This window comes from Chitinophaga eiseniae (genome assembly GCF_012641265.1).
Classification (GTDB): Bacteria; Bacteroidota; Bacteroidia; order Chitinophagales; family Chitinophagaceae; genus Chitinophaga; species Chitinophaga eiseniae_A.
Map to the genome: position 1 here is coordinate 13,331 of NZ_JABAHZ010000015.1, position 23,104 is coordinate 36,434.

The window sequence follows — 23,104 nt, forward strand, 5'->3', positions numbered from 1 at the left end:
AGGTTTGCCAGCGGAATATAGCTATTAGAAAATGGCCAAACACTGGTGGAAAGCATTAGCGATACTGCTTCTTTTATATGTAATTATCGCCGGGTTCACTGTTGAAATACCTATCATAGGAACCAACGGACAGTCATCCAGAGGATTGTTCTTTCATGTACCGATGTGGATATGTATGTATACCATGTTCACGATCTCGATTGTCTACTCCCTCTTCTTTCTTTCCAAATACGACCTGAAAAAAGATGTGATCGCTGCCGCTGCTGCGGGAGTAGGCTCTTTCTTCGGCGTAATGGGATTTGCCACAGGTTCCCTCTGGGCTACCTATACCTGGGGAGGGACGCTCACCGATGACCCGAAGCAAATGTGTACGGCCCTCGCGATATTGATTTACCTGGCCTACCTGGTATTGCGCCTGTCAATCCATGATCTCGACAAACGGGCACGTATATCCGCAGTTTATAACATTTTTGCTTATGCCCTGCTGATACCGCTCACCTATATCATTCCGCGTATGGTGGACTCCCTGCATCCGGGCAGCGCTACCACTCCTGGCTTCGCTTCCAAAGATACCAGCGGCTCTATGAAACAGGTATTGTACCCCGCTTTCATCGGCTGGACCCTGCTGAGCGTGTGGATATTCAGCCTGGTAGTACGTTATAAGAAATTACAGCTTAAAAATATTTTTAAATGATCAACAAAGCGTTTTCATTTTGCCTGACCCTGGCCCTGCTATGCATATCGGTACTGGCAAATGCACAACAGCAGAATACCGAGAAAGGACCCATCAACGAATTCTTCCGCAGCAATGACAAGATTTACGTGATTGTGGGCGTTTTAGTGATCATCTTCATTGGAATTGTGTTATTTCTTATCAGACTGGACAGAAAAATAGGTAAGCTGGAAGAAAAGGAAAGAAATAACCCCTGATAGCATAGAATCTAATCGTTATACCAAAACAATAATTTATGTCGCAAGATCAGCATTATAGCTTTTTCCAAAGTGTGGAAAAGAGCTTCGACAAAGCAGCTGCGTTCACCAAATGGGACAAGGGTATCCTGGAGCAGATCAAAGCCTGCAACGCCGTTTACCAGATTAAGTTCCCGGTTCGGATAGGCGATACAGTACAGGTAATTGAAGCTTACCGTGTACAACATTCCCATCATAAACTGCCTTGTAAAGGGGGGATTCGCTTCAGCGATGAAGTGAACCAGGACGAAGTGATGGCGCTGGCATCCCTGATGACCTACAAATGCGCTATTGTAAACGTACCCTTTGGTGGAGCTAAAGGCGGTCTGAAAATTAATCCCCGCAATTATACTCCCTTCCAGCTGGAAGCAATTACCCGTCGCTATACAGCAGAACTGGTAAAGAAAAACTTTATTGGCCCCGGCACAGACGTTCCGGCTCCTGACTATGGTACTGGTGAAAGAGAAATGAGCTGGATCCTGGATACCTACATGAGTTTACGCCCCGGTGAAATTGATGGTTATGGTTGTGTAACTGGTAAACCTGTATCCCAGGGCGGGGTACGCGGTCGTACCGAAGCTACCGGCTTAGGTGTATTCTACGGTTTACGTGAGCTGTGCAACATCAAGGAAGATATGGACCGTTTGGGCCTGACTACCGGTATTGAAGGCAAACGTGTGATTGTTCAGGGGATGGGTAACGTAGGTTACCATGCTGCCAAATACTTCCACGAAGCAGGTGCTAAGGTGGTATGTCTCATCGAGTGGGACGGCGCTATCTTCAATGAACAGGGAATGAATCCTGATGAAGTACTGATGCACAAGAAAGCTACCGGCTCTATTGTTAACTTCCCGGGTGCTACTAACCTGAATAAAAATACCGATGGCCTGGAGCTGGATTGCGAAATCCTGATTCCTGCGGCATTGGAAAACGTAATCGACAAACATAACGCGCCTAACGTTAAAGCCAAGATCATCGGGGAAGCTGCTAACGGTCCGTTAACACCAGAAGCAGACGAAATCCTGAATAAGAAAGGCGTGATCGTGGTACCGGATATGTTCCTGAATGCCGGTGGGGTAACCGTTTCTTATTTCGAATGGTTGAAAAATCTCAGCCACGTACGTTATGGCCGTTTGGGCAAACGCTTCGATGAGAATATGAACATTCATATCCTGCAAACAATCGAAGACCTGACCGGTAAGCAAGTATCTGATAAAGAAAGAAAATTCATTGCTCATGGAGCCGATGAGGTAGACCTGGTGTATTCCGGCCTGGAAGAAACCATGCATGCCGCCCTCCACGAAGTACGCGATGTAATGATGGCTAATCCACAGATACACGATATGCGTACGGCTGCTTATGTAGTAGCAATCAACAAAGTAGGCGCTGCTTACGAGCAACTGGGTATTTTCCCTTGATGCACGATGATAGATAAATTTTGTAGCCCCTGCGCCGCCGGCGTGGGGGCTTTTTTATGCAAATGAGGGTAAGGCAGAAAGGAAGTTCCATTGCTGTTCCCTGGCCATATACTTGCCACAGAAGGTATGGATACCATTGGTAATCACCAGGTAAGTGGCCGGGATCACCATATTGTAACGGATCACCTGTTGCATAGTCTGCTCTGTAAGCGGTACATTCATTTCTTTGCATTCTACCAGCATCCAGGGTTGTGTTGCACGATTATAGATCACGATATCATACCGCTTTTTCATCTCTCCCAGGTATATTTCTTTTTCAATACCTATGAGCGCAGCCGGGTATCCCATTACTTTTACCAGGTAGTTCAGGAAATTTTGCCTGACCCATTCTTCCGGCGTGAGCACCACGTATTTCTTGCGGAAGCGGTCGAAAATCATTTCTTTATTACCTTCTTTCATAATCTTAAAATCCGGTGGGGGGAAGCTGATCGCAATCAAAATACAACAGGTTTTAATGTGGGTACGAAGATAGTTACATTAGGATAATATTGCCGTTAGCGAACAAAACGTTACATTTGCTTGTCAAAAGGCTATGAAGACAAAAGAAGAAATTGTAGCTAATTGGCTGCCCCGCTACACAGGTGAGAAACTAGACAGTTTCGGATCTCATATCCTCCTCACCAATTTCAGTAATTATGTAACCATGTTTGCCGAATGGAATAATGTAGAAATCATTGGCCATGGTAAACCTATGCAATGCGCCACGGCCGGCGATATCACCATTATCAACTTTGGTATGGGGAGCCCGGGCGCTGCTACCGTGATGGACCTGTTATCCGCCATCTCTCCCAAAGCCGTATTATTCCTGGGAAAATGTGGTGGATTGAAGAAGAAAAACAGTATCGGCGATCTCATATTGCCCATAGCGGCTATACGGGGAGAAGGTACCAGCAATGATTATTTCCCACCCGAAGTGCCGGCGCTGCCTGCGTTTGCATTGCAAAAAGCTATCTCCACCACTATCCGTGATTCCGGTTTCGACTATTGGACAGGTACCTGCTATACCACCAACCGCAGGGTATGGGAGCATGATACCGACTTTAAGCAATACCTGGAAAAAGTAAGAGCCATGGCGGTAGACATGGAAACGGCCACTATCTTCTCGGTTGGGTTCTATAACAAAATTCCTACGGGCGCTTTATTGCTGGTGTCTGATCAACCCATGGTGCCAGAAGGCGTAAAAACGGAAGAAAGTGACAAAAAGGTAACCACACATTTCGTGGAACGTCATCTTAAAATAGGGATAGACTCCTTACAAAAGCTGATTGATAGTCACCAAACCGTGAAGCACCTGCGTTTTTAGAATTGTTTGTATCTTCCGGGTATGCTTTCCACTCGGGTAGAGATACAGGACCTTTCGGTCACTTTCCGGTCAGGTGAAACCACCACAAAGGCTGTTAACCATATTTCCCTTTCTATAGGCAAGGGAGAAATTGTAGGCGTAGTAGGAGAATCCGGCTCCGGAAAATCCGTTACCGCCTTGTCGCTGATGCGGCTGATCGACTTGCCAGGCGCTGATACCGGTGGACAAATACTTTACCAGCCCGGTGCTGCACAGCCGGTAAATTTGTTGGCATTGCCTGAAGCGGCGATGCGCAGCTACCGGGGCAATGAAATAGCCATGATCTTCCAGGAGCCCATGACGGCCCTGAACCCGCTACATACCTGTGGCCAACAGGTGGCAGAAGCCATCCGGCTGCATACGGCCGTGAGCCTGCCAGCGGCCAGAGAGCAGGTGAAGTCCCTGTTTGAGAAAGTAAAACTGCCCGACCCTGCAGGTATCATGCAGCGTTATCCCCATGAACTTTCCGGCGGGCAAAAACAGCGCGTCATGATTGCTATGGCCATTTCTGGCCATCCCAGGTTGCTCATCGCCGATGAACCCACTACCGCTCTAGATGTTACCGTACAAAAAGCCATCCTCGAATTGCTCCGGGAGCTGCAACAACAGATGGATATGAGTGTTATTTTTATCACCCACGACCTCGGGGTAGTGGCCGAACTGGCCAATAGGGTAGTGGTGATGTACAAAGGCAATATTGTAGAGCAGGGAGATGTAGCCACCGTATTCCAACAGCCGCAGCACCCTTATACCAAAGGGTTGCTGGCCTGCCGCCCCCCGCTGGATAAACGTTTGGTGCGATTGCCCGTTATCCGCGACTTTATGGAAACCGACTCACAGGGACAGATACACGAAAAAAATGAAATTATCCAGACTGTGCTGGAATCCCTGGTAATCCCGGAAGCCGATATCACGCGGAGGGAACAACAGTTGGCCGCCGCCGCGCCATTACTGGAGGTACAGGGGCTGAAGACCTGGTTTCCCGTAAAGAGAAGTATAACCGGTAAAGTACTACAATGGGCAAAGGCCGTAGATGACGTGAGTTTCCAGGTGAAGACCGGCGAAACGATGGGGTTGGTGGGAGAATCTGGCTGCGGTAAAACAACGTTGGGCAGATCTTTGTTAAGACTGATACCTCCCACTGCCGGGAGTATTTTTTATAAGGGACAGGATATTATGAGCTTGTCGGCCGCCGGCATGCGTGGCTTACGCAAGGATATGCAGCTGATTTTCCAGGATCCTTATGCGTCGCTAAATCCGCGCAGGACTATCGGCGCCGCCATCCTGGAGCCTATGCAGGTACATGGTCTGCATGGATCGGAACGCAGTCAGTGGGAGCGGGTCCTGGAATTGCTGGAGAAGGTAAACCTGCAGCCGGAGCATTTCAACCGGTATCCACACGAGTTTTCCGGTGGGCAGCGGCAGCGGATCGTCATTGCGCGGGCGCTGGCGGTGGATCCTTCTTTTATTATCTGTGATGAATCGGTGGCAGCGCTGGATGTAAGCATACAGGCCCAGGTGCTGAATTTGCTGATCCGTTTGCGGGAAGAGCTGGGCTTTACCTGCATTTTTATTTCGCACGATTTATCGGTGGTGCGGTTTATCAGCGACCGGATGATGGTGATGCAGAAGGGAAAAATTGTGGAACAGGGGGCAGCCGATGCCGTTTACAACCACCCGCAAAATGCTTATACCCAACAACTGATTGCAGCTATTCCGAAGGGGATATAATATATAAATTACTGGTTATTAATTATTTTATATCATTTTTTGATGAAATAGATTATAATTGGTACCTTCGCACCTCTAAAATTTATTCATACCGTAATATGAAACTATCACAGTTCAAATTCGATCTTCCTTTAAATCTGATCGCACAGCACCCTACCAAGACAAGAGATGAATCACGTTTAATGGTGGTACATCGTAATACCGGAAAAATTGAGCACAAAGTATTCAAGGACATCCTCGGTTATTTTAATGACAAGGATGTAATGATTGTGAACAATACCAAGGTGTTTCCTGCAAGGTTGTATGGCCGTAAAGAAAAGACAGGAGCAAAAATTGAAGTATTCCTGTTGCGTGAGCTGAACAAGCAAAACCGTTTGTGGGATGTAATTGTTGATCCTGCCCGTAAAATCCGTGTAGGCAACAAGTTGTATTTTGGCGATGATGAAACGCTGGTGGCAGAAGTTATTGATAACACCACCTCCAGGGGCCGTACTATCCGTTTCTTATTTGAAGGCAATGATGAAGAATTCAAGCAGGTATTAGACCAGCTGGGAGAAACGCCTTTGCCTAAATATATCAAACGTAAACCGGAAGATGAGGACAAAGAACGTTATCAGACGGTGTATGCCAAGTACGAAGGTGCGGTAGCTGCGCCTACTGCGGGTTTGCACTTTAGCCGTGAGTTGATCAAGCGTTTGGAAATCAAAGGGGTGAAGTTTGCAGAAGTAACGCTGCACACAGGTTTGGGTACTTTCCGTCCTATCGAGGTAGAAGACCTGAGCAAGCACAAAATGGATGCGGAGTACTTCCTGATCGAAGAACATGCCGTGAAAGTGGTAAATAAAGCGAAAGAAGAAAACCGCAAGATCTGCGCTATCGGTACCACTTCTGTACGTGCCGTAGAATCTTCTGTTACTGCGCAAAACCACCTGAAAGCTGCGGAAGGATGGACTAATACCTTTATTCATCCGCCTTACGACTTTGCTATTCCGAATGCAATGGTCACCAACTTCCACCTGCCTAAGACCAGCCTGTTGATCATGACCTGCGCTTTTGCAGGATATGATCTGATCATGGAGGCTTACCAGCAGGCCATCAAAGAAAAATACCGTTTCTTCAGCTATGGCGATGCTATGCTGATCATTTAATTACAAAGTATTTCCTGGGATTATCTTATTCAGTATACTGGATAAGGTAATCCCTGATTTTTTTGTATGGAATATAAAAAAGTGGCGATCATTGTTGCCGGAGGCTCCGGTACCCGTATGCAAAGTGCTGTACCCAAACAGTTCCTGGAGCTTGCGGGAAAGCCCGTCCTATACCACACCATTGCTGCTTTTGCCGCTGCTTATGCCGATATGGAAATCGTATTGGTATTGCCGGAAGCACATTTCTCTTTTGCCAATCAATTACTACAGGAGTTTGACCCCTTACCGGCTATCACCATTGTAAAGGGAGGAGAAACCCGTTTTCATTCCGTTAAGAATGGACTGCAGCTGGTAGATAGTCCGTCGGTAGTATTTGTACATGATGGCGTACGTCCACTGGTATCTACTGCGTTGATACGTGCCTGTTATGAGGCTGCTTTGAGCCATGGTAGCGCTATCCCGGTGGTAGATATGAAAGATAGTATCCGGGAGATCCGGGCAGGTAATAATGCGGCGGTAGACCGCGATCGTTTTAAAATTATTCAGACCCCACAAACCTTTCTTTCTCACCTGATTTTGCCTGCGTTTGAGTTACCTTATGATCCATTGTTTACAGATGAAGCGACGGTAGTAGAACGTTTGGGGCACCCGGTGCATCTGCTGCCCGGAGAGGAATCCAATATCAAGATAACCAAGCCACTGGACCTGACGATTGCAGAGGCCCTGTTAAAGGAACGGCATTAAAAATACTGTGGTTTTAGTAAGGGCTTTTGAACCCGGTTGCCGCTGCTTTTGAAGTATCTGCATAGAGCACGGCGACAACAATTTGCCGGTTGGTGAGCGTATCGCATTTAGTGACGTTGACGGCGCTGGAAAAAATCTCTCCCTGTATACTCAGGTATTCGTAACGTATGTTGTGCCTGGAAAGCCAGGCGGCTACAGTGTCTTGTTTGGTAGTAAGTGCAGGGCCCCAGGGGTTATTGCATAATGTTTCATAGTAAAACATCGGCTTGGAAATGCTGGGTGGAGGATCTTTAAAGCAGGCAGTCATTGTTAAAGCCACTGTCAGTACAGGAAGAATACGTTTCATATAAGTTGGTTGCATTATGAAAACGGACTGACAGTGGCTTTTGTTACAGTAGTTAATTATTTGGCGGCGGCTGTTTCAGACAGGCCTTTATTTATTTTTTGAAGGATCTGGTGTGCCACATCCAGCGCCTGCAGGCCATCGATCGCGTTAACGGCTACCGGTTTGTTGTGCAGGATGCTGTCGCGGAACATTTCCAATTCCATGCGGATGGCATTGGATTGTTTGATTTGCGGATTATCGATGGCGATGGTTTTTTTACCGCTGTTGGTTTCAATATCCAGGGTAAATAGGCCTTCGTCTTCCGGCGTTTTCAGTTTAATAATTTCTGTTTTCTTATCGAGGAAGTCAATGCCGATGTAGGCATCTTTCTGGAACAGGCGCATTTTGCGCATTTTCTTCAGGGAAATGCGGCTGGAGGTGAGGTTGGCTACGCAACCGTTATGGAATTCTATGCGTACGTTGGCAATGTCCGGGGTGTCGCTCATAACGGCTACACCACTGGCGGAAATGCGGCTCACGGTAGATTTTACGATGCTTAGTACGATGTCGATATCATGGATCATCAGGTCGAGGATCACGCTGACATCGGTACCGCGGGGATTGAATTCTGCCAGGCGATGCACTTCAATGAACATGGGTTTCAGGTCATATCCTTTGAGGGCGAGGTAGGCTGGGTTGAAGCGTTCCACATGTCCTACCTGGAATTTGATGTTGGCTTCATCCACCAGCTTTACCAGTGTTTTGGCCTCTTCCATGGTGTTGGTCATGGGTTTTTCCACGAAGATGTGTTTACCATTGCGGATGGCGAGTTCGCATAATTTGAAGTGCAGGGTGGTAGGGGCCACGATATCGATGGCATCTACCTGCTGAATCAATTCTTCCGCCAGGGTAAAGCGTGGGATGTTATATTGCTCGATGATGCTGGCCGCGTTTGCATTGTTGGGATCGTAGAAGCCTACCACTTCTACATCTTTCATAGTGGCCAGTTGAGAGAGGTGTATTTTACCTAAATGTCCTACGCCGAAGAGTCCTATTTTGAGCATATGGAAAATGAATAAATATGTGCGAAAGTAATCAAATATCATCATCTCAGATCATTCCTTCTTCCGCGAGGCTGTAGTAGCCGGTTTCGGATACGATGATATGGTCCAGTACGGCGATATCAAAGAGCAGCCCCAGGTCTTTTATTTTATGGGTTATTCGGATATCGGCCTGGCTGGGGCGCAGGCTCCCGGAGGGATGGTTATGGCAAAGCAGTAGCTTGGTAGCGCCGGTATAGAGGGCTTCCCGGAAGATGAGCCTGGGATCTACCACTGTACTGGTGATACCGCCGCTGCTGATACAGCGGTAGCGGAGTACTTTATTGGCGTGGTTCAGGAACATGACATAGAAGGTTTCAAAGGGCTGATCGGCGAGCAATGGCTTAAAAAACAGGGCTGCGTCTGTGCCGCTGCCAATCACGGTTTTTTTGTCGATGGCGCCTGCCTGTCGCCTGCGGGCCAGTTCCATGGCGGCCAGTACGGTAGTTGCTTTGGCTTCTCCCATCCCTGGCAGCTGTTGTAATTGCCCGATATTCATTTTCCCCAGTTCTGCCAGGTTATTATTGGCCAGGCGCAGAATTTCTTTAGCCAGTTCTATGGCCGACTTTCCTTTATGCCCGGTATGTAACAGGATGGCCAATAGTTCAGCATCACTGAGTGCAGTGGGACCAAGATGGCTGAATTTTTCCCGGGGTTTTTCATCTGCTGGCCAATCGCGTATGGCCAGTCGGGGAGCTGGTTTAAGGTCAACAAACATGGTTATCTCTCTTTATCCAAATATACTTCATCCCTCCCGGAATCTTCCCGATTTCCCCACATTTTTCTATTCCTTTTTCATACGATCATTATAAAATTGTTATATTGAGTACCGATCGTTATGGGAATTTTTCGGGACGATATACCTTTCAGTGTTTGTTGGTAATGCGGTGTTTATAGTTGTTTAATAATAACTATATATTTTATATTTGAAAAAAATCAGGCTGGTACTCCCAAAAAACCATAGTTTTGCAACCTCTTTTCCACTAGTATCTAGTATGCAACCTTCAGTAAAAATTTTCACAGGCAACAGTAATCCTGCATTGGCCGAGAAGATTGCCAAAAAATATGGCAAGGGTCTTAACGGCGGTCTTGGCAAAGTAAAAATTCAGAAATTCAGTGATGGTGAGATCCAGCCTGTGTTCCTGGAAAGTATCCGTGGCGACTATGTTTTTCTTATCCAGGGCACCAGTGCGCCATCAGACAACCTGCTGGAGCTCTTGTTGATGATAGATGCCGCTAAACGGGCGTCAGCAGGCTATATTACTGCCGTAATTCCTTATTTCGGATATGCCCGCCAGGACAGGAAAGATAAGCCCAGGGTGGCGATCGGCTCTAAACTGATGGCCAATCTGCTTACTTCAGCAGGAGCCAACAGGGTGATAACCATGGACTTACATGCTCCTCAGATCCAGGGATTCTTTGATATCCCGGTAGACCACCTGGATAGTTCCGCTATTTTTATTCCTTATATCGAGAATTTAAGGTTAGAAAACCTTACCTTTGCGTCCCCTGATGTAGGTAGCACCAATAGGGTGCGTGAAGTAGCGTCGTACTTTAATGCTGAAATGGTGATTTGCGATAAACATCGTAAACGTGCCAATGAAATAGCATCCATGGTAGTGATCGGAGAGGTGAAAGACAGGGACATAGTGCTCATTGACGATATCTGTGATACCGCAGGAACGCTGTCTAAAGCTGCCAACCTATTAAAGGAAAAAGGCGCCAGAAGTGTTCGTGCATTTTGTACCCACCCGGTATTTAGCGGGAATGCGTATGAAAACATCATGAATTCGGTGCTGGAAGAGGTCGTAGTATGTGATACTATTCCCATCAAACCACAAGCGCCGGGTTCCAAGATTAAAGTGATTTCTGTGGCCGAGCTGTTTGCGGTAGCTATCCGTAACATGCACGAAAACAAGTCTATCACCAGCCTGTTTATACACAGTCATCGCCGGGGCGAATAACCAAGTATTTTAATTACCAATATAAAATTGTCTAAACAATGAAAACAATAACCATCGAAGGACAACTCAGGAGCGAATTCGGCAAAAAAGCCACCCGCCAGATCCGTTCTGAGGAAAAAGTGCCTTGCGTTATTTACGGGGGTGCAGAAACTGTTAATTTTTCAGCTCCTGCAAAAGCATTCAAAAACCTGGTGTATACTGCTGATTTCCAGATCGCAGAGGTTAAACTGGGCGCTAAAACTTACAGATGCGTATTAAAAGATCTGCAGTTTGACGTAGTAACTGACGAACTGGCTCACATCGATTTCATGGAGCTGGTAGAAGACAAAGCGGTAGCAGTAACCCTGCCTATCAAACTGGTTGGTCAGTCTGTAGGTGTTAAAGCCGGTGGTAAACTGGTGAGCAAACTGAAAGCGCTGAAAGTAAAAGCATTACCTAAGCACCTGGTTGAAAATATCGAAGTTAACATCGATAACCTGGAACTGAACGCTAACATCCGTGTAGAAGATGTGAAGATCGAAGGTATCGAAATCACCAACTCTCCGCGTATTCCTATTGCTTCTGTGGTAATGACCCGTCAGCTGCGCCAGGAAGAAGCCACTGCTGAAAAAGACGCTAAAAAGAAATAATCTTTTAGAAATATTTTTCCAAAAAGCCTCTCTACTTTTAGAGGGGCTTTTTAATTTTAGATTTTTCAGGTTATGAAATATTTAATAGCTGGATTAGGCAACATTGGGGAAGAATATAAACATACCCGCCATAACATTGGTTTTGATGTGGTTGACGCCTTTGCTGCCAAACACCAGGCAAATTTCCGGAACGACCGGCTGGCCGATGTTGCCGAATGCAAATGGAAAGGGAAAACGTTTATTGTCATTAAACCCACTACCTACATGAACCTTAGTGGGAGAGCCATTAAGTACTGGCTCGACAAAGAAAAGATCCCGGTAGAAAACCTGCTGGTGATCCTCGACGACCTCGCCCTCCCCATTGAATCGATCCGGTTACGCCCAGGAGGCAGTGATGCCGGGCATAATGGATTAAAAAGTATACAGGAGTCGCTGGGCACCAACCAATATCCCCGATTGCGCTTTGGCGTGGGCAACGACTACCCCAAAGGACGACAGGTGGACTTTGTGTTGAGCAAATGGAAAAAAACGGAAGAGCCTGTTGTGCAGGAAAAAATTAACAAAAGCACGGAAATTATTGAAAGTTTTGCCAGCATCGGCATTGCCCGTACTATGAATGACGCCAACAAGCTCACATTCCTGCTGTAAATGAATCGTATAGCGGATACCTCGCTGTTTTTCTTATCTTTAAAAACAAACGCATTATGAAAATTATTTGCGTAGGCAGGAATTATGCCGACCATGCCAAAGAGTTAAAGAATGAAGTGCCCTCAGAACCGGTATTGTTTATGAAACCCAAGAGTGCACTGCTCCAGAATGGTCACCCGTTTTATTATCCCGAATTTACCAGCAACCTGCACTACGAATGTGAACTGGTACTGAAAGTGAGCAAGAACGGGAAACATATACAGGAAAAATTTGCCGATAAATATTATGATCAGATTTCTGTAGGAATCGATTTTACCGCAAGGGATCTGCAGGATAAACAAAAAGCCAAAGGCTTACCCTGGGAAATCGCCAAATCGTTCGATAATTCAGCCCTGGTAGGCAATTTCATCCCCATTACCCCGGAAATGGACAAGAAAGACATTAATTTCTGTTTGTATAAAAACAAAGCCCTGGCCCAGGCCGGCAATACGAAAGACCTGCTGTTTTCTTTCGATTTCCTCCTGGCTTATATTTCCCGCTTTTTTACCCTCAATATCGGGGATCTGATCTTTACCGGCACTCCCGCCGGCGTAGGACCTGCCGAAATCGGGGATAGTTTTGAAGCATTTATTGAAAATGATAGCCTGTTGGAGTTTAATGTGAAATAGCGCAGAAAGCAGAAAGCAGAAAGCGAAAAGCTATTGTGGAGGATGACCAAAGCGATTTAAATATTCGCTAAGATCATCCTCCACAATAGCTTTTCGCTTTCTGCTTTCCGCTCCTAAGAAGGGATATTCGCATAAATAGTATCCAGTATCCTCGTTAACTCTGCATAGTCGGCCTCTGTGAGCGTTTTCCAGCCAATTTTACGCATGTCATACACCAGCGATTTTACATCTTTGTATTTATCCACACCTGCCGGAGTCAGCTGCAGGTAAACTTTGCGGCGATCCTGGGCATCCGCCTCCCGCTTTACCAGTCCCTTCTTTACCAATAATTCTATAATGCGGGAAATAGTTGTAATGTCCTTTGAGGTATTACGGGCCAGCTCGTTATGGGTGGTTTTTTTGTGCTTGTAAAGATTCTCTATTAGCAGCCATTGGTCCACTGTAATGTCCTTCTGCTCGGCATCGAACTTTTTTTGCCAATAGTTGCGCAATTTTTTGAGCGTAGCATCCAACTTAAAAAAAGATGGATTACTGACGAAAGTATCAGTCATATTAGTTAATTTGCATTAGCAACTGTTGCTATGGCAACTATTGTTTTTAGATTACCGTCATCACCAAAACAGTCTTATTGTGTTTAAAGATAGCACAAGCGTTTCAACTTTAAAAACGCCCACATCCGATCCGGGTGGTCACCAGGGCGAAATGGCTGATTTACTGACAGCGTGGAGATTGATGTGTGAGGCCGGTTCTATGGCCGCCATTTACGAAAACAACAGGAGTATCTGCCGGTATGTACACTCTACCTCCCGGGGGCATGAGGCTATACAAATAGCCACAGGCCTGCAATTGCAGCCGTGGGACTTTGTAAGTCCCTATTATCGCGATGAAAGTATGTTGCTCGCCATGGGCTTTTCACCCTATGAGTTAATGCTGCAGTTACTTGCCAAAGCTGACGACCCTTTCTCCGGGGGACGATCTTATTACAGCCACCCTAACAGCCGTAGAACAGACCGGCCGCAAATTCCTCATCAAAGCAGTGCTACTGGCATGCAGGTGATTCCCACTACTGGCGTTGCACAGGGGATTCAATACCTGGAACAGATCCATTCCAACCTGTTGCGCACCGGCCCGGCAGGTGAATTACCGGTAGTCATTTGCTCCCTGGGCGACGGCAGCGTTACGGAAGGAGAGGTTGCAGAAGCATTCCAGTTTGCCGTTTTAAAACAGCTGCCCGTTATCTACCTGGTACAGGACAACGATTGGGGAATTTCTGCTACCTCCGCAGAAGTACGCACCATGGACGCCTACGAGTATGCAGCCGGCTTTAAGGGATTAGAGCGTATGCAGGTGGACGGGAGCGATTTTACTGCCAGCTATGCCGCCATGGAAGCCGCCATTGGCTATGTACGCCATGAACGCAAACCCATCCTGGTACATGCCACCGTACCGCTGCTCGGACATCATACCTCCGGGGTGCGGAAAGAGTGGTACCGGACGCCAGATGACCTGGCAAAACATGCCGCCAATGATCCATTACCTAAGCTCCGGGCATTACTGGAAAAACATGGGGTTACCGCAGCAGCACTCGACCAGGTAGCCGCCACCGCGGTAACGGATATACAAGCCGCCTTTGATAAAGCCGTGGCTGCTCCCGAGCCCCTCCCGGAAACCGTCACCGAACACATATTTGCGCCCGCCGCCGTCACTGAAGAAAAAGGGGAACGTAGTCCCGCCGGAAAGCAGAAGGTGGTGATGGTAGATGCCGCCCTGCACGCTGTAGAAGAAATTATGTCGGCATACCCTGAAGCCATATTTTTTGGCCAGGACGTAGGCCGCCGGCTGGGCGGCGTATTTCGCGAAGCGGCCACCCTCGGCGATAAATTTGGTATACACCGCGTATATAACACCGCTATACAGGAAGCGTATATTATTGGCGCCACCGCAGGATTATCTGCCGTAGGCGTAAAACCTATAGTGGAAGTACAGTTCGCGGATTATATCTATCCCGGATTTAACCAGCTGGTAACGGAAATCTCCAAATCCTGTTACCTCACCAATGGAAAATACCCCATACAAACCCTTATCCGCGTGCCTATTGGCGCCTATGGTGGGGGCGGCCCTTATCATTCCGGCAGCGTGGAATCAACGCTGTTGAGCATAAAAGGCATCAAAGTGGTATACCCTTCCAACGCCGCTGATATGAAAGGCCTGATGAAAGCAGCCTTCCTCGATCCCAATCCCGTAGTAATGCTGGAACATAAAGGGCTCTACTGGAGTAAAGTGCCAGGTACCCTGGAAGCAATGACCGTGGAGCCAGCTGCCGATTATGTACTGCCATTGGGTAAAGGAGCGGTAGTGCAGCATGCGCATCCCAGGGATGTGGCAAACGGAAATACACTCTGTATTATTACCTACGGGATGGGCGTATACTGGGCCAAAGCCGCTGCCAGGGACTGGCCGGGACAGGTAACCATTATCGATCTGCGTACGCTGTTCCCCCTGGATGAAGCGCTGGTATACGAGACGGTACAGCAACATGGTAAATGCCTGATCCTGACAGAAGAACAACTCAATAACTCTTTTGCACAGGCGCTGGCCGGCCGTATACAACACACCTGTTTTCAATTCCTGGATGCTCCCATATTTACCATGGGCGCCCTGGATTTGCCAGCAGTACCACTCAACACGGGGTTGGAAGCTGCGATGCTGCCAGGTCCGGAAAAGGTAAGCCAGATGATCCGCCAGCTATTGGCCTATTAAAGTTGTGAGTACATGCTTTTCAGGTATTCTCTTGAAAGCCGGATGGTCTGATCTGAAAATAGAGCGAATTATTTTTGAAAAGAAGAATGGTTGCAATTGCTGCAGGCATCGGTTATTTCACTGCCTTAGAAGCGGTACCAAAGGTAAAACTAACGGCAGCGGTTAAACGTTTCATGGCAATGGCGAGTTGATTTTCTACTGTTTTTACAGAGAGATTCATTACTGCAGCGACCTCTTTATATTTCATGCCGTTTTGTTTAATAAGCGTAAATACCATCTTGCATTTGGGAGGAAGTTGCTGTATGGCGAATTCCATTTTACGCACCATTTCCGCGGAAATCATCAGTTGTTCGGGATTGCTGTCGAATGCAATATCTATTTTATCTTCTTCCGGAAAAAATACCTGCCGGGAAGCCACCTGTTTCCGGTGATGATCAATCGCTTTATTTTTTGCGATCACAAAAAGATATACCTGTGGATTTTTTATGTGTGCGAGGGAAGCTCTTTTTTGCCAGCAATGCATGAAAACATCGTTGGTAATTTCTTCAGCAATTTCTTTGGAATGAGTTAATGTGAATGAAAAGCGGAGTAAGGTCACAAAAAAATGATTATAGAAAGCCCGGAAGGCTGCCTGATCATTGTTCATTGTGATGTTACTAAAAAGCTCATTAATTGTACACTGATCCATTCCTGTTTCCCGCTGATAATGGTTGCAAATTATATAACGTAGGTTACGCTAAAGTTAACAAATTAATTTATCTGCAAAAGGTTTTTGTAGCCCTGATATTATTTTGTTGAAAATTAGGGGTATAGTTGCCATCTGCCTGGTTAATCCGCCACCACTGCACTAAAAAAAATATTATTTCCTTTTTGGGGGTTTTTGAATTTCTTTTCGTCCTTCTGCTATAACACTTACAAGCAAGTAAATGATCGAGCAGCAGCGGATAAATTTATTGATGACCAGGAAGATAGCCGGGGAGGCTTCCCTGGAAGAATTAGCAGAACTGGATGAACTGCTGTTGCAATATCCTGAGCTTCAATATACTTATACCATTGTAGCAGATATCCGGGCGATGAAGGAAACCGGTGGATTTTCGCCAGCTGAAGAACAGCAGTTGTTGAAAGATGGACTAGCAAATATGGAGCGGTTAATGGCCGTAGCCGAAGAACGACCGGTAAAGCGGTTATTCCCCTGGAGGATAAGCGCCGGTATAGCCGCCTGCATAGCCGTATTGGTGGCGGTGTATGGCGTATGGAAAATGCCGCGCCATGGAAGTTATGGAAATGAGATAGTGACTAAGAATGGTTCTAAAACCGCGGTAGTGTTACCAGATGGCACCAACGTGGTGCTCAATGCCTGCAGCCGCCTGAAGTATGATGTGAATAAATTTCTGAACGGTAACCGGGAAGTGGTGCTCACCGGCGAAGCTTATTTTGATGTGAAGCATGATCCACAGCATCCTTTTATTATTCAAACCGCTCATGCCAATATAAAGGTGTTGGGCACTGTTTTTAATGTGAAGGCCTATGCCGAAGATGCTACGGTAGAAACTACCCTGCTCAGCGGCAAAGTAGAAGTGAGTTTCCACGAAGGGGCTGCTGGTAAAGTAAATAAGGTAGTAGTACTGGAGCCCGAACAGAAGCTGATTATAGATAAGCAACATATGAATGCTGCTGCACAAAGCAGTCGTAATGATACCATTCATACTTTCGCCATTACCCCACTGAAAGTAAATAACCAGGGCGATAGCAGTAAACAGCAGGAAACTGCCTGGATGAACGACCGCTTTGAATTTGATAACATTACGTTGGAACAGTTATCACACGACCTGGAACGTTGGTACAACGTAACCATCCGCTTTAAAAACGATAAATACAAGTATGAAGTGTTTACGGGCGCTTTCCGTAAACAGCGCATTGAGCAGGTATTACAGGCTTTACAGTTAATGTCGGCAGATATGCACTACGAAGTGAACAGTAAGGAGAATGTTATTTACATATGGTAGTCACTTGGTTTAATAATCATTCATGAACATATAAATCAAATTACTTTTTTATTGCTGACAGCAAATAAAAAAGGGAAATGCTCGAACATTCCCCTTTTCAAAATGCTGGCTAAACAACGTAAACCGATCCACACAATCTGGTAATGGCCTAATTATTTAACCTAACGAAACAAATTTATGAAAAAAAGTTATTGGTGGCCTTCTAATATCCCCCAACGGGATATGAGGAAACTTTTACTGCGTATGAAACTAACTTCCGTATTGCTTTGTGCTGGTTTCTTGCAGCTTAGCGCACATGGGTTTTCACAGGAAAAGATCAGTGTTGATTACAAAAGTATCAGCATTGGCAAGCTCCTGAACGTAATCGGGAAGAAGAGCGATTACACCTTTGTGTATAAAAACAGCGCTATTCCCGAAACCAAGATTGCCATTAAAATGGACGATGCACCCGTGAAAGATGTGTTGGATAGGGCATTGGCGGGAACCTCGCTGAATTACCGGATCATGGCCGATAACCTGGTTGTGATCATGAAAGCGGGAGAATCCATGCAATCGGTGAAAGTAAAAGGACAGGTGAAAGATGAGGAAGGTGTTCCGTTAATTGGCGTAACTGTGTTGATAAAAGGCACTACGCAGGGCGCCAAAACAGATACCCAGGGCCACTATGAGCTAGAGGCCCCGGAGAATGCCACCCTCGAGTTTTCCTATGTGGGATATGAAACCAGGCAATTGCCTGTAAAAGGAGCGCAGGGAGTGACGGTAGTAATGAAGGCCAACGCCAGCGGCCTGAATGAAGTAGTGGTAGTAGGTTATGGCAAACAAAAAAGAGTAAACCTGAGTGGGGCGGTAGATAATATATCTGGTAAAGCCCTGGAGAGCCGGCCCATTACCAACGTAGGAACAGGTTTGCAAGGGTTGATTCCTAACCTGAACATTACGGTGGCCAGCGGCCGGTCTGCGGATGTACCCGGATTTAACCTGCGTGGTTATACTTCGCTGAACGGCGGAGATCCATTTATCCTGGTAGACAATATTCCTTTTACTGCAGATGAAGTATCGCGTTTGAACCCCGCTGACATTGAAAGTGTGTCGGTATTGAAAGACGCGGCATCAGCGGCTATTTATGGCGCCCGTGCTGCTTTCGGTGTGGTATTGATCACTACTAAAACCGCTAAGGATGGCCGTTTGTCGGTATCTGCAAATGCTAACTATGCCGTGCGTACGCTAGGCGCTGTTCCTAAAATTATCACTGATCCGTTGGTAGTTATGCAGATGAAACATGACGCCGCTACGCCGTTGTATGACCTGTACCCGGATGCCGTAAGGGCCTATGCCGCCAAGCGTTCTAAAGATCCTTCCTTACCAGCTGTCATTGTAGATCCTACCAATCCCAATGCCTATGCATATTATGGTACCACCGACTGGCTGCATGAGGTGTATAATAAGTCTGCACCTGCGCTGACGGCTAATTTTAGCATTGCCCGCGGCGACGACAAGCTGAATTATTATTTATCTGGCGAATATTATAAGCAGGATGGTATGTTGCGCAGCAACCCCGATATCTATACCCGTTACAACCTCCGCGCCAAGGCTACCTATACCTTCAACGATCGTTTTAAACTGGGTACCAATACGGTATATACCAATATGAACTATGATCAGCCTACCAACGCAAGCTGGCTGTTTTTCCATAATGCAAACCGTACTCCGTCCTTGTCTGTTCCTAAAAACCCGGATGGTACCTGGACTTCAGACGGTGCTGCATTGATCGGGAAATTACAGAGTGGCGGTCGCACCAACAGCAATATGGGTGAATTCCTGACCACACTGAATACAGAAATAGGGTTGGTAAAAAAAGTATGGAATCTGAAGGCAGATGTCACTTTTCGTCGCAGTAATGGTACCGGTAACTCCTTTACTGTTCCTGTAGCATATCGTACCGGTCCTAATCAGCCGTTCCAATACACAGATGGTAACCAGTCGAGTGCCAGCAATAACGCCAGTCAAACCAAATACAATGTATTTAACATCTACTCCGATTTCAATAAGAAATTTGGTAAGCATGACCTGGGAGCTGTAGTGGGTTTCAACCAGGAGTACTATAATTTCAACACGTTTTCTGCCAGCGCCAGCGGCCTTATCAGTCCTGCTTATCCTACTACTGCACTGGCTACCGGTGCTGTAAAACAGAGCCAGAGTATCTCAGATTGGGCAGTAAGAGGAATCTTTTACCGGGTTAACTATGCTTTCGACGATAAATACCTGCTGGAATTAAATGGTCGTAGAGACGGATCTTCCCGTTTCCCGTCTGATCACCGCTGGGGCTTCTTCCCGTCTGCGTCTGCCGCCTGGGTACTGTCTAAGGAAAAATTCTTTAAACCGGTAACCGAAGCGCTGAAATTCGACGCCTTCAAGTTACGTGGCTCCTATGGCTCACTGGGCGATCAAAACTACCTGAACTATGGCTACCTGGCCACCATGAATGCCAATACCATCAATACTATCCTGGATGGTAAACAGCCCGTGGCCGTATTGCAGCCGTCTCCGGTAACGCCTGACTATACCTGGGAAACCGTAAGATCAATTAACGGTGGTGTGGATGTTTCCCTGCTGAAAGAGCGTTTGAGCGTGAGTTACGATCGTTATACGCGCTTTACAGAAGGCATGTTCCAGAAGAGCAAAACATTGCCTGCTGTATACGGCGCTTCAGAGCCGGTGACCAACGCGGCTAACCTGAAAACCCGTGGACAGGAACTCAGTATCGTTTGGCGTGATCAGTTTAACATCAACAAAAATCCATTTTCCTACAGTGTAAAAGTTGCGCTGGCAGATAGCCGTACATTTATTACCAAGTATGATAATCCTAGTGGTACGCTTAGCGATCATTATAAAGGGAAAGAAATGGGCGAAATCTGGGGCCTGACAACAGAAGGATATTTCCAGAATGATGCAGAACTGAAAAGTCATGCGGATCAGACCAAAGTAGGAGAAGATGATCAGAACTATAAATTCTATGTAGGTGATCTGAAATTCAAAGACCTGAATGGCGACGGTGAAATCAGCTATGGTAAAAACACATTAAGCGATCCGGGCGATAGAAAAATTATTGGTAACAGCAGTCCCCGTTTCCCTTACAGCGTGGATTTGAGCGCGTCTTACAAAGGATTTGATATCCGGGTATTTGCACAGGGTATCGGTAAAAGAGATTGGTATCCTGGTGGAGGAAATCACTATTTCTGGGGTATCTATGCACAACCATGGACCAACGTGAATGTGCAGAACATGGACCACTGGACGCCAGAAAATCCTAACGCCTATTTCCCACGCGTAAAAGCTTATATCGCCGAAGATGGCGATGAGTTGAGTGCGCCGCAAACCAAGTACCTGCAGAACGCTGCTTACCTGCGCCTCAAAAACGTAACACTGGGATACACGCTGCCTAAAAATATTACAGATAGAATGAAGATCAGCCGCCTACGGTTTTATTTCAGCGCTGAAAATATCTTCACTATCTCTCACCTGAAAGTAAACCTCGATCCGGAAGGTCTGGATGGTACTATCTACCCATTCCAGAAAACTTATTCGTTTGGTTTGAATATGAATTTTTAATGTATTCTAAAATGTGCATCATGAAAAATCTGAGGCTATATTTATCATTTATTATATTGGGAAGCGCTGCTGCTGCTTGTAACAAGGATTACCTGGAGCGATTACCCCAAACCAACATTGTACCTGAAGCTTTTTTTAATACTACCAAAGACCTGGAAACATATACCAATGGTTTTTATGTGAAAGATTATTATCAAACAGATGATATCAACTCCGATAATATTTCCAGCTATAGCGGTGGTGGTGAACTGGATCTGCTGGTGGAAAATGGTATCAATCCTACCACAGTAGGCGGATGGGACGACTGGAGCGACTTGCGCAGCTTTAACTTCATGCTGGATAAGGTATCCAAAACAACCGGCGACCAGGCTACTATTAACCACTATATCGGTATTGCGCGTTTCTTCCGTGCAAGATTTTATATGGCTAAGGTTGCCCGCTATTCTGATGTGCCCTGGTATGCACATGCCTTGTCGAACCTCGACTCATCGTTGTACAAGCCACGTGATCCACGTACCCTGGTGGTAGACTCCATTATGGCTGATTTGCAGTTTGCAGTGGATAACATTAAACCGGATCAGGGGAACAACACCCGTGTAACCAAATGGACGGCACTGGCATTGATGGCCCGTTTCGGGGTATTTGAAGGAACTTTCCGTAAGTATCATGATGAACTGAACCTGCAGTCAACTGCCAGCCCTTACCTGCAGAAAGCGGCATGGGCGTGCGAACAATTGATGGCTTCCGGTAAATTTAAAATTTATAACACCGGCAAAGGCGCCGCAGATTACCGCGCGTTATTTGCCAGTGGTTCTTTGTCTGGCAATCCTGAAATGATCCAGTGGGTAGATTTTCAACAGAGCTTAGGTCGCGGTAATAATACGCATGCAGTATTGGGTTGGACCTGGTCGTTGAGCCAAAGCCTGGTATATTCTTACCTGATGACAGATGGTACACCGTTTACTTCCATGCCAGGCTATGCCCAACAGAATTTTGTGAACGTTTTTAATAACCGTGATCCGCGTTTAGCCGAAACTGTGGCTTATCCAGGGTTTTCTACTACCAATGATAAAAGCCTGTATATTCCCAAGCCCAACCTGGGGGGATTTGATCAGCTAAAGTTTTATCCACGTGATCCGGCGCAACGCCAGGGCTGGGGAGCAGATTACACCGCGCTTCCGCTGTTCCGCTATGCAGAAGTACTGCTAAACTATGCAGAGGCGAAAGCCGAACTGGGCACGTTAACACAGGGAGATATTGATAACACCATTAATCAACTCAGGGATCGCGTGCAAATGCCGCACCTGAACATGGGGCTGGCCAATGCAACACCGGATCCTGTGCAGGCAACCGCTTATTCGAATGTAACCGGCGCCAATAAAGGGGTATTGCTGGAAATCAGGAGAGAGAGAAGAGTAGAAACTGCCTGTGAAGGGTTGCGCTTTAACGATGTTAACAGGTGGAAAGCTGGTATGCGCTTCCAGGATTCACAGCAGGGTATGTATGTAGCCGCGCTGGGTGGCATCGATATGACCGGCGACGGGAAAGCTGACATCGCTATCCTGGCGTCTCCTACAGATACTGCTGCACTGGCAGGCCTGCCCGCAGATGTAAGAGCCAGTGTAGCCAGGTTTTATCTCAAGGATAACAACGGTAAAGACAATAACTTTTACCTGGAAAATGGTACTTCGGGCCACATTATGTTTACACGTGATCGCGACAGCAAACGGGTATTCATAGAACCTAAATATTACTATCGACCAATACCGTTATCACAGATAGTACTAAACGCAAATCTCAAGCAGATTTTTGGTTGGTAGTGTTATAGACAAATGATTTGTTGGAATGAAAAGAAAAGAGGGCGTCTCAAAAATAATTGAGGCGCCCTTTTATTTTTTGGTACGACTATGCTCATTTTGCTCTGGTTTATTCCAAGATGCAATTTTTAATGCCGTATTAATTGTTAGATTACTGTATGAGTAG

The 23,104-nt window shown here is 46.4% G+C and carries 21 protein-coding genes; 15 read left to right on the forward strand and 6 right to left on the reverse strand.

What is annotated here, in order from left to right; genetic code table 11:
• Window positions 1-31: 31 nt before the first annotated feature.
• The 3 genes from ccsA to HGH91_RS30525 are packed head-to-tail and all read left to right on the forward strand — an operon-like array spanning window position 32 to window position 2,387.
• Window positions 32-694, forward strand: coding sequence for a cytochrome c biogenesis protein CcsA (ccsA, locus tag HGH91_RS30515; protein WP_168743028.1), 663 nt, complete (start codon window positions 32-34; stop codon window positions 692-694).
• Window positions 691-930 (forward strand): CcmD family protein, encoded by a 240-nt coding sequence (locus tag HGH91_RS30520; protein WP_168743029.1) that lies wholly within the window; start codon window positions 691-693, stop codon window positions 928-930. Before ccsA ends, HGH91_RS30520 begins: the two co-directional genes overlap by 4 nt.
• 38 nt (window positions 931-968) lie before the next feature.
• Entirely contained in the window at window positions 969-2,387 is a 1,419-nt protein-coding gene (locus HGH91_RS30525) for a Glu/Leu/Phe/Val family dehydrogenase (protein WP_168743030.1), read from the forward strand.
• A gap of 54 nt (window positions 2,388-2,441) precedes the next feature.
• Here HGH91_RS30525 and HGH91_RS30530 read toward each other — a convergent pair whose 3' ends face one another.
• Window positions 2,442-2,885: a type I restriction enzyme HsdR N-terminal domain-containing protein gene (locus HGH91_RS30530; RefSeq protein ID WP_168743031.1), complete on the reverse strand. Its 444-nt coding sequence runs from the start codon at window positions 2,883-2,885 to the stop codon at window positions 2,442-2,444.
• Window positions 2,886-2,979: 94 nt separating this feature from the next.
• On the opposite strand from HGH91_RS30530, the gene HGH91_RS30535 reads away from it, so the two are divergent.
• From HGH91_RS30535 to HGH91_RS30550, 4 genes are all read left to right on the forward strand, one after another.
• On the forward strand, window positions 2,980-3,750 hold the full coding sequence (locus HGH91_RS30535; protein WP_168743032.1) for an AMP nucleosidase: 771 nt from the start codon (window positions 2,980-2,982) through the stop codon (window positions 3,748-3,750).
• Between the two features lie 21 nt (window positions 3,751-3,771).
• On the forward strand, window positions 3,772-5,520 hold the full coding sequence (locus tag HGH91_RS30540; protein ID WP_168743033.1) for an ABC transporter ATP-binding protein: 1,749 nt from the start codon (window positions 3,772-3,774) through the stop codon (window positions 5,518-5,520).
• Window positions 5,521-5,618: 98 nt separating this feature from the next.
• Entirely contained in the window at window positions 5,619-6,668 is a 1,050-nt protein-coding gene (gene queA / locus HGH91_RS30545; protein ID WP_168743034.1) for a tRNA preQ1(34) S-adenosylmethionine ribosyltransferase-isomerase QueA, read from the forward strand.
• A gap of 66 nt (window positions 6,669-6,734) precedes the next feature.
• On the forward strand, window positions 6,735-7,412 hold the full coding sequence (locus tag HGH91_RS30550; protein WP_168743035.1) for a 2-C-methyl-D-erythritol 4-phosphate cytidylyltransferase: 678 nt from the start codon (window positions 6,735-6,737) through the stop codon (window positions 7,410-7,412).
• A 13-nt stretch (window positions 7,413-7,425) separates the two neighbouring features.
• Here HGH91_RS30550 and HGH91_RS30555 read toward each other — a convergent pair whose 3' ends face one another.
• Genes HGH91_RS30555 through radC form a run of 3 tightly spaced genes read right to left on the reverse strand, consistent with a single transcriptional unit; the run spans window position 7,426 to window position 9,555 of the window.
• Window positions 7,426-7,758, reverse strand: a complete 333-nt coding sequence (locus HGH91_RS30555; protein WP_168743036.1) for a hypothetical protein — start codon at window positions 7,756-7,758, stop codon at window positions 7,426-7,428.
• A gap of 56 nt (window positions 7,759-7,814) precedes the next feature.
• Window positions 7,815-8,801: a Gfo/Idh/MocA family protein gene (locus tag HGH91_RS30560; protein WP_145674133.1), complete on the reverse strand. Its 987-nt coding sequence runs from the start codon at window positions 8,799-8,801 to the stop codon at window positions 7,815-7,817.
• A 46-nt stretch (window positions 8,802-8,847) separates the two neighbouring features.
• A complete protein-coding gene (gene radC, locus HGH91_RS30565) occupies window positions 8,848-9,555 on the reverse strand; it encodes a RadC family protein (RefSeq protein WP_168743037.1) in 708 nt (235 codons plus the stop codon).
• Between the two features lie 277 nt (window positions 9,556-9,832).
• Between radC and HGH91_RS30570 the strand changes: the two genes are divergently transcribed.
• From HGH91_RS30570 to HGH91_RS30585, 4 genes are all read left to right on the forward strand, one after another.
• Window positions 9,833-10,801 carry a ribose-phosphate pyrophosphokinase gene (locus tag HGH91_RS30570; protein ID WP_168743038.1) on the forward strand — a complete coding sequence of 323 codons (969 nt, stop codon included), beginning with the start codon at window positions 9,833-9,835 and terminating at the stop codon, window positions 10,799-10,801.
• Window positions 10,802-10,839: 38 nt separating this feature from the next.
• Complete coding sequence (locus tag HGH91_RS30575; RefSeq protein ID WP_168743039.1) at window positions 10,840-11,430, forward strand: 50S ribosomal protein L25; 591 nt, start codon at window positions 10,840-10,842, stop codon at window positions 11,428-11,430.
• 72 nt (window positions 11,431-11,502) lie between these two features.
• Window positions 11,503-12,078, forward strand: a complete 576-nt coding sequence (pth, locus tag HGH91_RS30580; RefSeq protein WP_168743040.1) for an aminoacyl-tRNA hydrolase — start codon at window positions 11,503-11,505, stop codon at window positions 12,076-12,078.
• Window positions 12,079-12,134: 56 nt separating this feature from the next.
• The gene (locus tag HGH91_RS30585; RefSeq protein ID WP_168743041.1) at window positions 12,135-12,746 is read left to right on the forward strand and encodes a fumarylacetoacetate hydrolase family protein; all 612 of its coding nucleotides are present in this window, start codon (window positions 12,135-12,137) and stop codon (window positions 12,744-12,746) included.
• A gap of 113 nt (window positions 12,747-12,859) precedes the next feature.
• On the opposite strand, the gene HGH91_RS30590 is transcribed toward HGH91_RS30585, so the two are convergent.
• On the reverse strand, window positions 12,860-13,297 hold the full coding sequence (locus HGH91_RS30590; RefSeq protein WP_168743042.1) for a MarR family winged helix-turn-helix transcriptional regulator: 438 nt from the start codon (window positions 13,295-13,297) through the stop codon (window positions 12,860-12,862).
• 79 nt (window positions 13,298-13,376) lie between these two features.
• Between HGH91_RS30590 and HGH91_RS30595 the strand changes: the two genes are divergently transcribed.
• Complete coding sequence (locus tag HGH91_RS30595) at window positions 13,377-15,506, forward strand: thiamine pyrophosphate-dependent enzyme (protein ID WP_317166869.1); 2,130 nt, start codon at window positions 13,377-13,379, stop codon at window positions 15,504-15,506.
• 112 nt (window positions 15,507-15,618) lie between these two features.
• Here the strand turns inward: HGH91_RS30595 and HGH91_RS30600 are convergent, their stop codons facing one another.
• Window positions 15,619-16,152: an RNA polymerase sigma factor gene (locus HGH91_RS30600; RefSeq protein ID WP_168743043.1), complete on the reverse strand. Its 534-nt coding sequence runs from the start codon at window positions 16,150-16,152 to the stop codon at window positions 15,619-15,621.
• A 310-nt stretch (window positions 16,153-16,462) separates the two neighbouring features.
• Here HGH91_RS30600 and HGH91_RS30605 point away from each other — a divergent pair, with 310 nt between their 5' ends.
• The 3 genes from HGH91_RS30605 to HGH91_RS30615 all read left to right on the forward strand — a co-directional run bounded on the left by HGH91_RS30605 (window position 16,463) and on the right by HGH91_RS30615 (window position 22,941).
• Window positions 16,463-17,512, forward strand: coding sequence for a FecR family protein (locus HGH91_RS30605; RefSeq protein ID WP_168743044.1), 1,050 nt, complete (start codon window positions 16,463-16,465; stop codon window positions 17,510-17,512).
• A 243-nt stretch (window positions 17,513-17,755) separates the two neighbouring features.
• The gene (locus tag HGH91_RS30610) at window positions 17,756-21,121 is read left to right on the forward strand and encodes a SusC/RagA family TonB-linked outer membrane protein (RefSeq protein WP_211092488.1); all 3,366 of its coding nucleotides are present in this window, start codon (window positions 17,756-17,758) and stop codon (window positions 21,119-21,121) included.
• A gap of 20 nt (window positions 21,122-21,141) precedes the next feature.
• Window positions 21,142-22,941: a RagB/SusD family nutrient uptake outer membrane protein gene (locus HGH91_RS30615; protein ID WP_211092489.1), complete on the forward strand. Its 1,800-nt coding sequence runs from the start codon at window positions 21,142-21,144 to the stop codon at window positions 22,939-22,941.
• Window positions 22,942-23,104 lie beyond the last annotated feature (163 nt).

Bases quoted from the DNA above. Each gene is read 5' to 3' on its own strand.
- ccsA (WP_168743028.1), top strand. From the start codon at position 32: ATGGCCAAACACTGGTGGAAAGCATTAGCGATACTGCTTCTTTTATAT.
- HGH91_RS30520 (WP_168743029.1), top strand. From the start codon at position 691: ATGATCAACAAAGCGTTTTCATTTTGCCTGACCCTGGCCCTGCTATGC.
- HGH91_RS30525 (WP_168743030.1), top strand. From the start codon at position 969: ATGTCGCAAGATCAGCATTATAGCTTTTTCCAAAGTGTGGAAAAGAGC.
- HGH91_RS30535 (WP_168743032.1), top strand. From the start codon at position 2,980: ATGAAGACAAAAGAAGAAATTGTAGCTAATTGGCTGCCCCGCTACACA.
- HGH91_RS30540 (WP_168743033.1), top strand. From the start codon at position 3,772: ATGCTTTCCACTCGGGTAGAGATACAGGACCTTTCGGTCACTTTCCGG.
- queA (WP_168743034.1), top strand. From the start codon at position 5,619: ATGAAACTATCACAGTTCAAATTCGATCTTCCTTTAAATCTGATCGCA.
- HGH91_RS30550 (WP_168743035.1), top strand. From the start codon at position 6,735: ATGGAATATAAAAAAGTGGCGATCATTGTTGCCGGAGGCTCCGGTACC.
- HGH91_RS30555 (WP_168743036.1), bottom strand. From the start codon at position 7,758: ATGAAACGTATTCTTCCTGTACTGACAGTGGCTTTAACAATGACTGCC.
- HGH91_RS30560 (WP_145674133.1), bottom strand. From the start codon at position 8,801: ATGCTCAAAATAGGACTCTTCGGCGTAGGACATTTAGGTAAAATACAC.
- radC (WP_168743037.1), bottom strand. From the start codon at position 9,555: ATGTTTGTTGACCTTAAACCAGCTCCCCGACTGGCCATACGCGATTGG.
- HGH91_RS30570 (WP_168743038.1), top strand. From the start codon at position 9,833: ATGCAACCTTCAGTAAAAATTTTCACAGGCAACAGTAATCCTGCATTG.
- HGH91_RS30575 (WP_168743039.1), top strand. From the start codon at position 10,840: ATGAAAACAATAACCATCGAAGGACAACTCAGGAGCGAATTCGGCAAA.
- pth (WP_168743040.1), top strand. From the start codon at position 11,503: ATGAAATATTTAATAGCTGGATTAGGCAACATTGGGGAAGAATATAAA.
- HGH91_RS30585 (WP_168743041.1), top strand. From the start codon at position 12,135: ATGAAAATTATTTGCGTAGGCAGGAATTATGCCGACCATGCCAAAGAG.
- HGH91_RS30590 (WP_168743042.1), bottom strand. From the start codon at position 13,297: ATGACTGATACTTTCGTCAGTAATCCATCTTTTTTTAAGTTGGATGCT.
- HGH91_RS30600 (WP_168743043.1), bottom strand. From the start codon at position 16,152: ATGAACAATGATCAGGCAGCCTTCCGGGCTTTCTATAATCATTTTTTT.
- HGH91_RS30605 (WP_168743044.1), top strand. From the start codon at position 16,463: ATGACCAGGAAGATAGCCGGGGAGGCTTCCCTGGAAGAATTAGCAGAA.
- HGH91_RS30610 (WP_211092488.1), top strand. From the start codon at position 17,756: ATGAAACTAACTTCCGTATTGCTTTGTGCTGGTTTCTTGCAGCTTAGC.
- HGH91_RS30615 (WP_211092489.1), top strand. From the start codon at position 21,142: ATGAAAAATCTGAGGCTATATTTATCATTTATTATATTGGGAAGCGCT.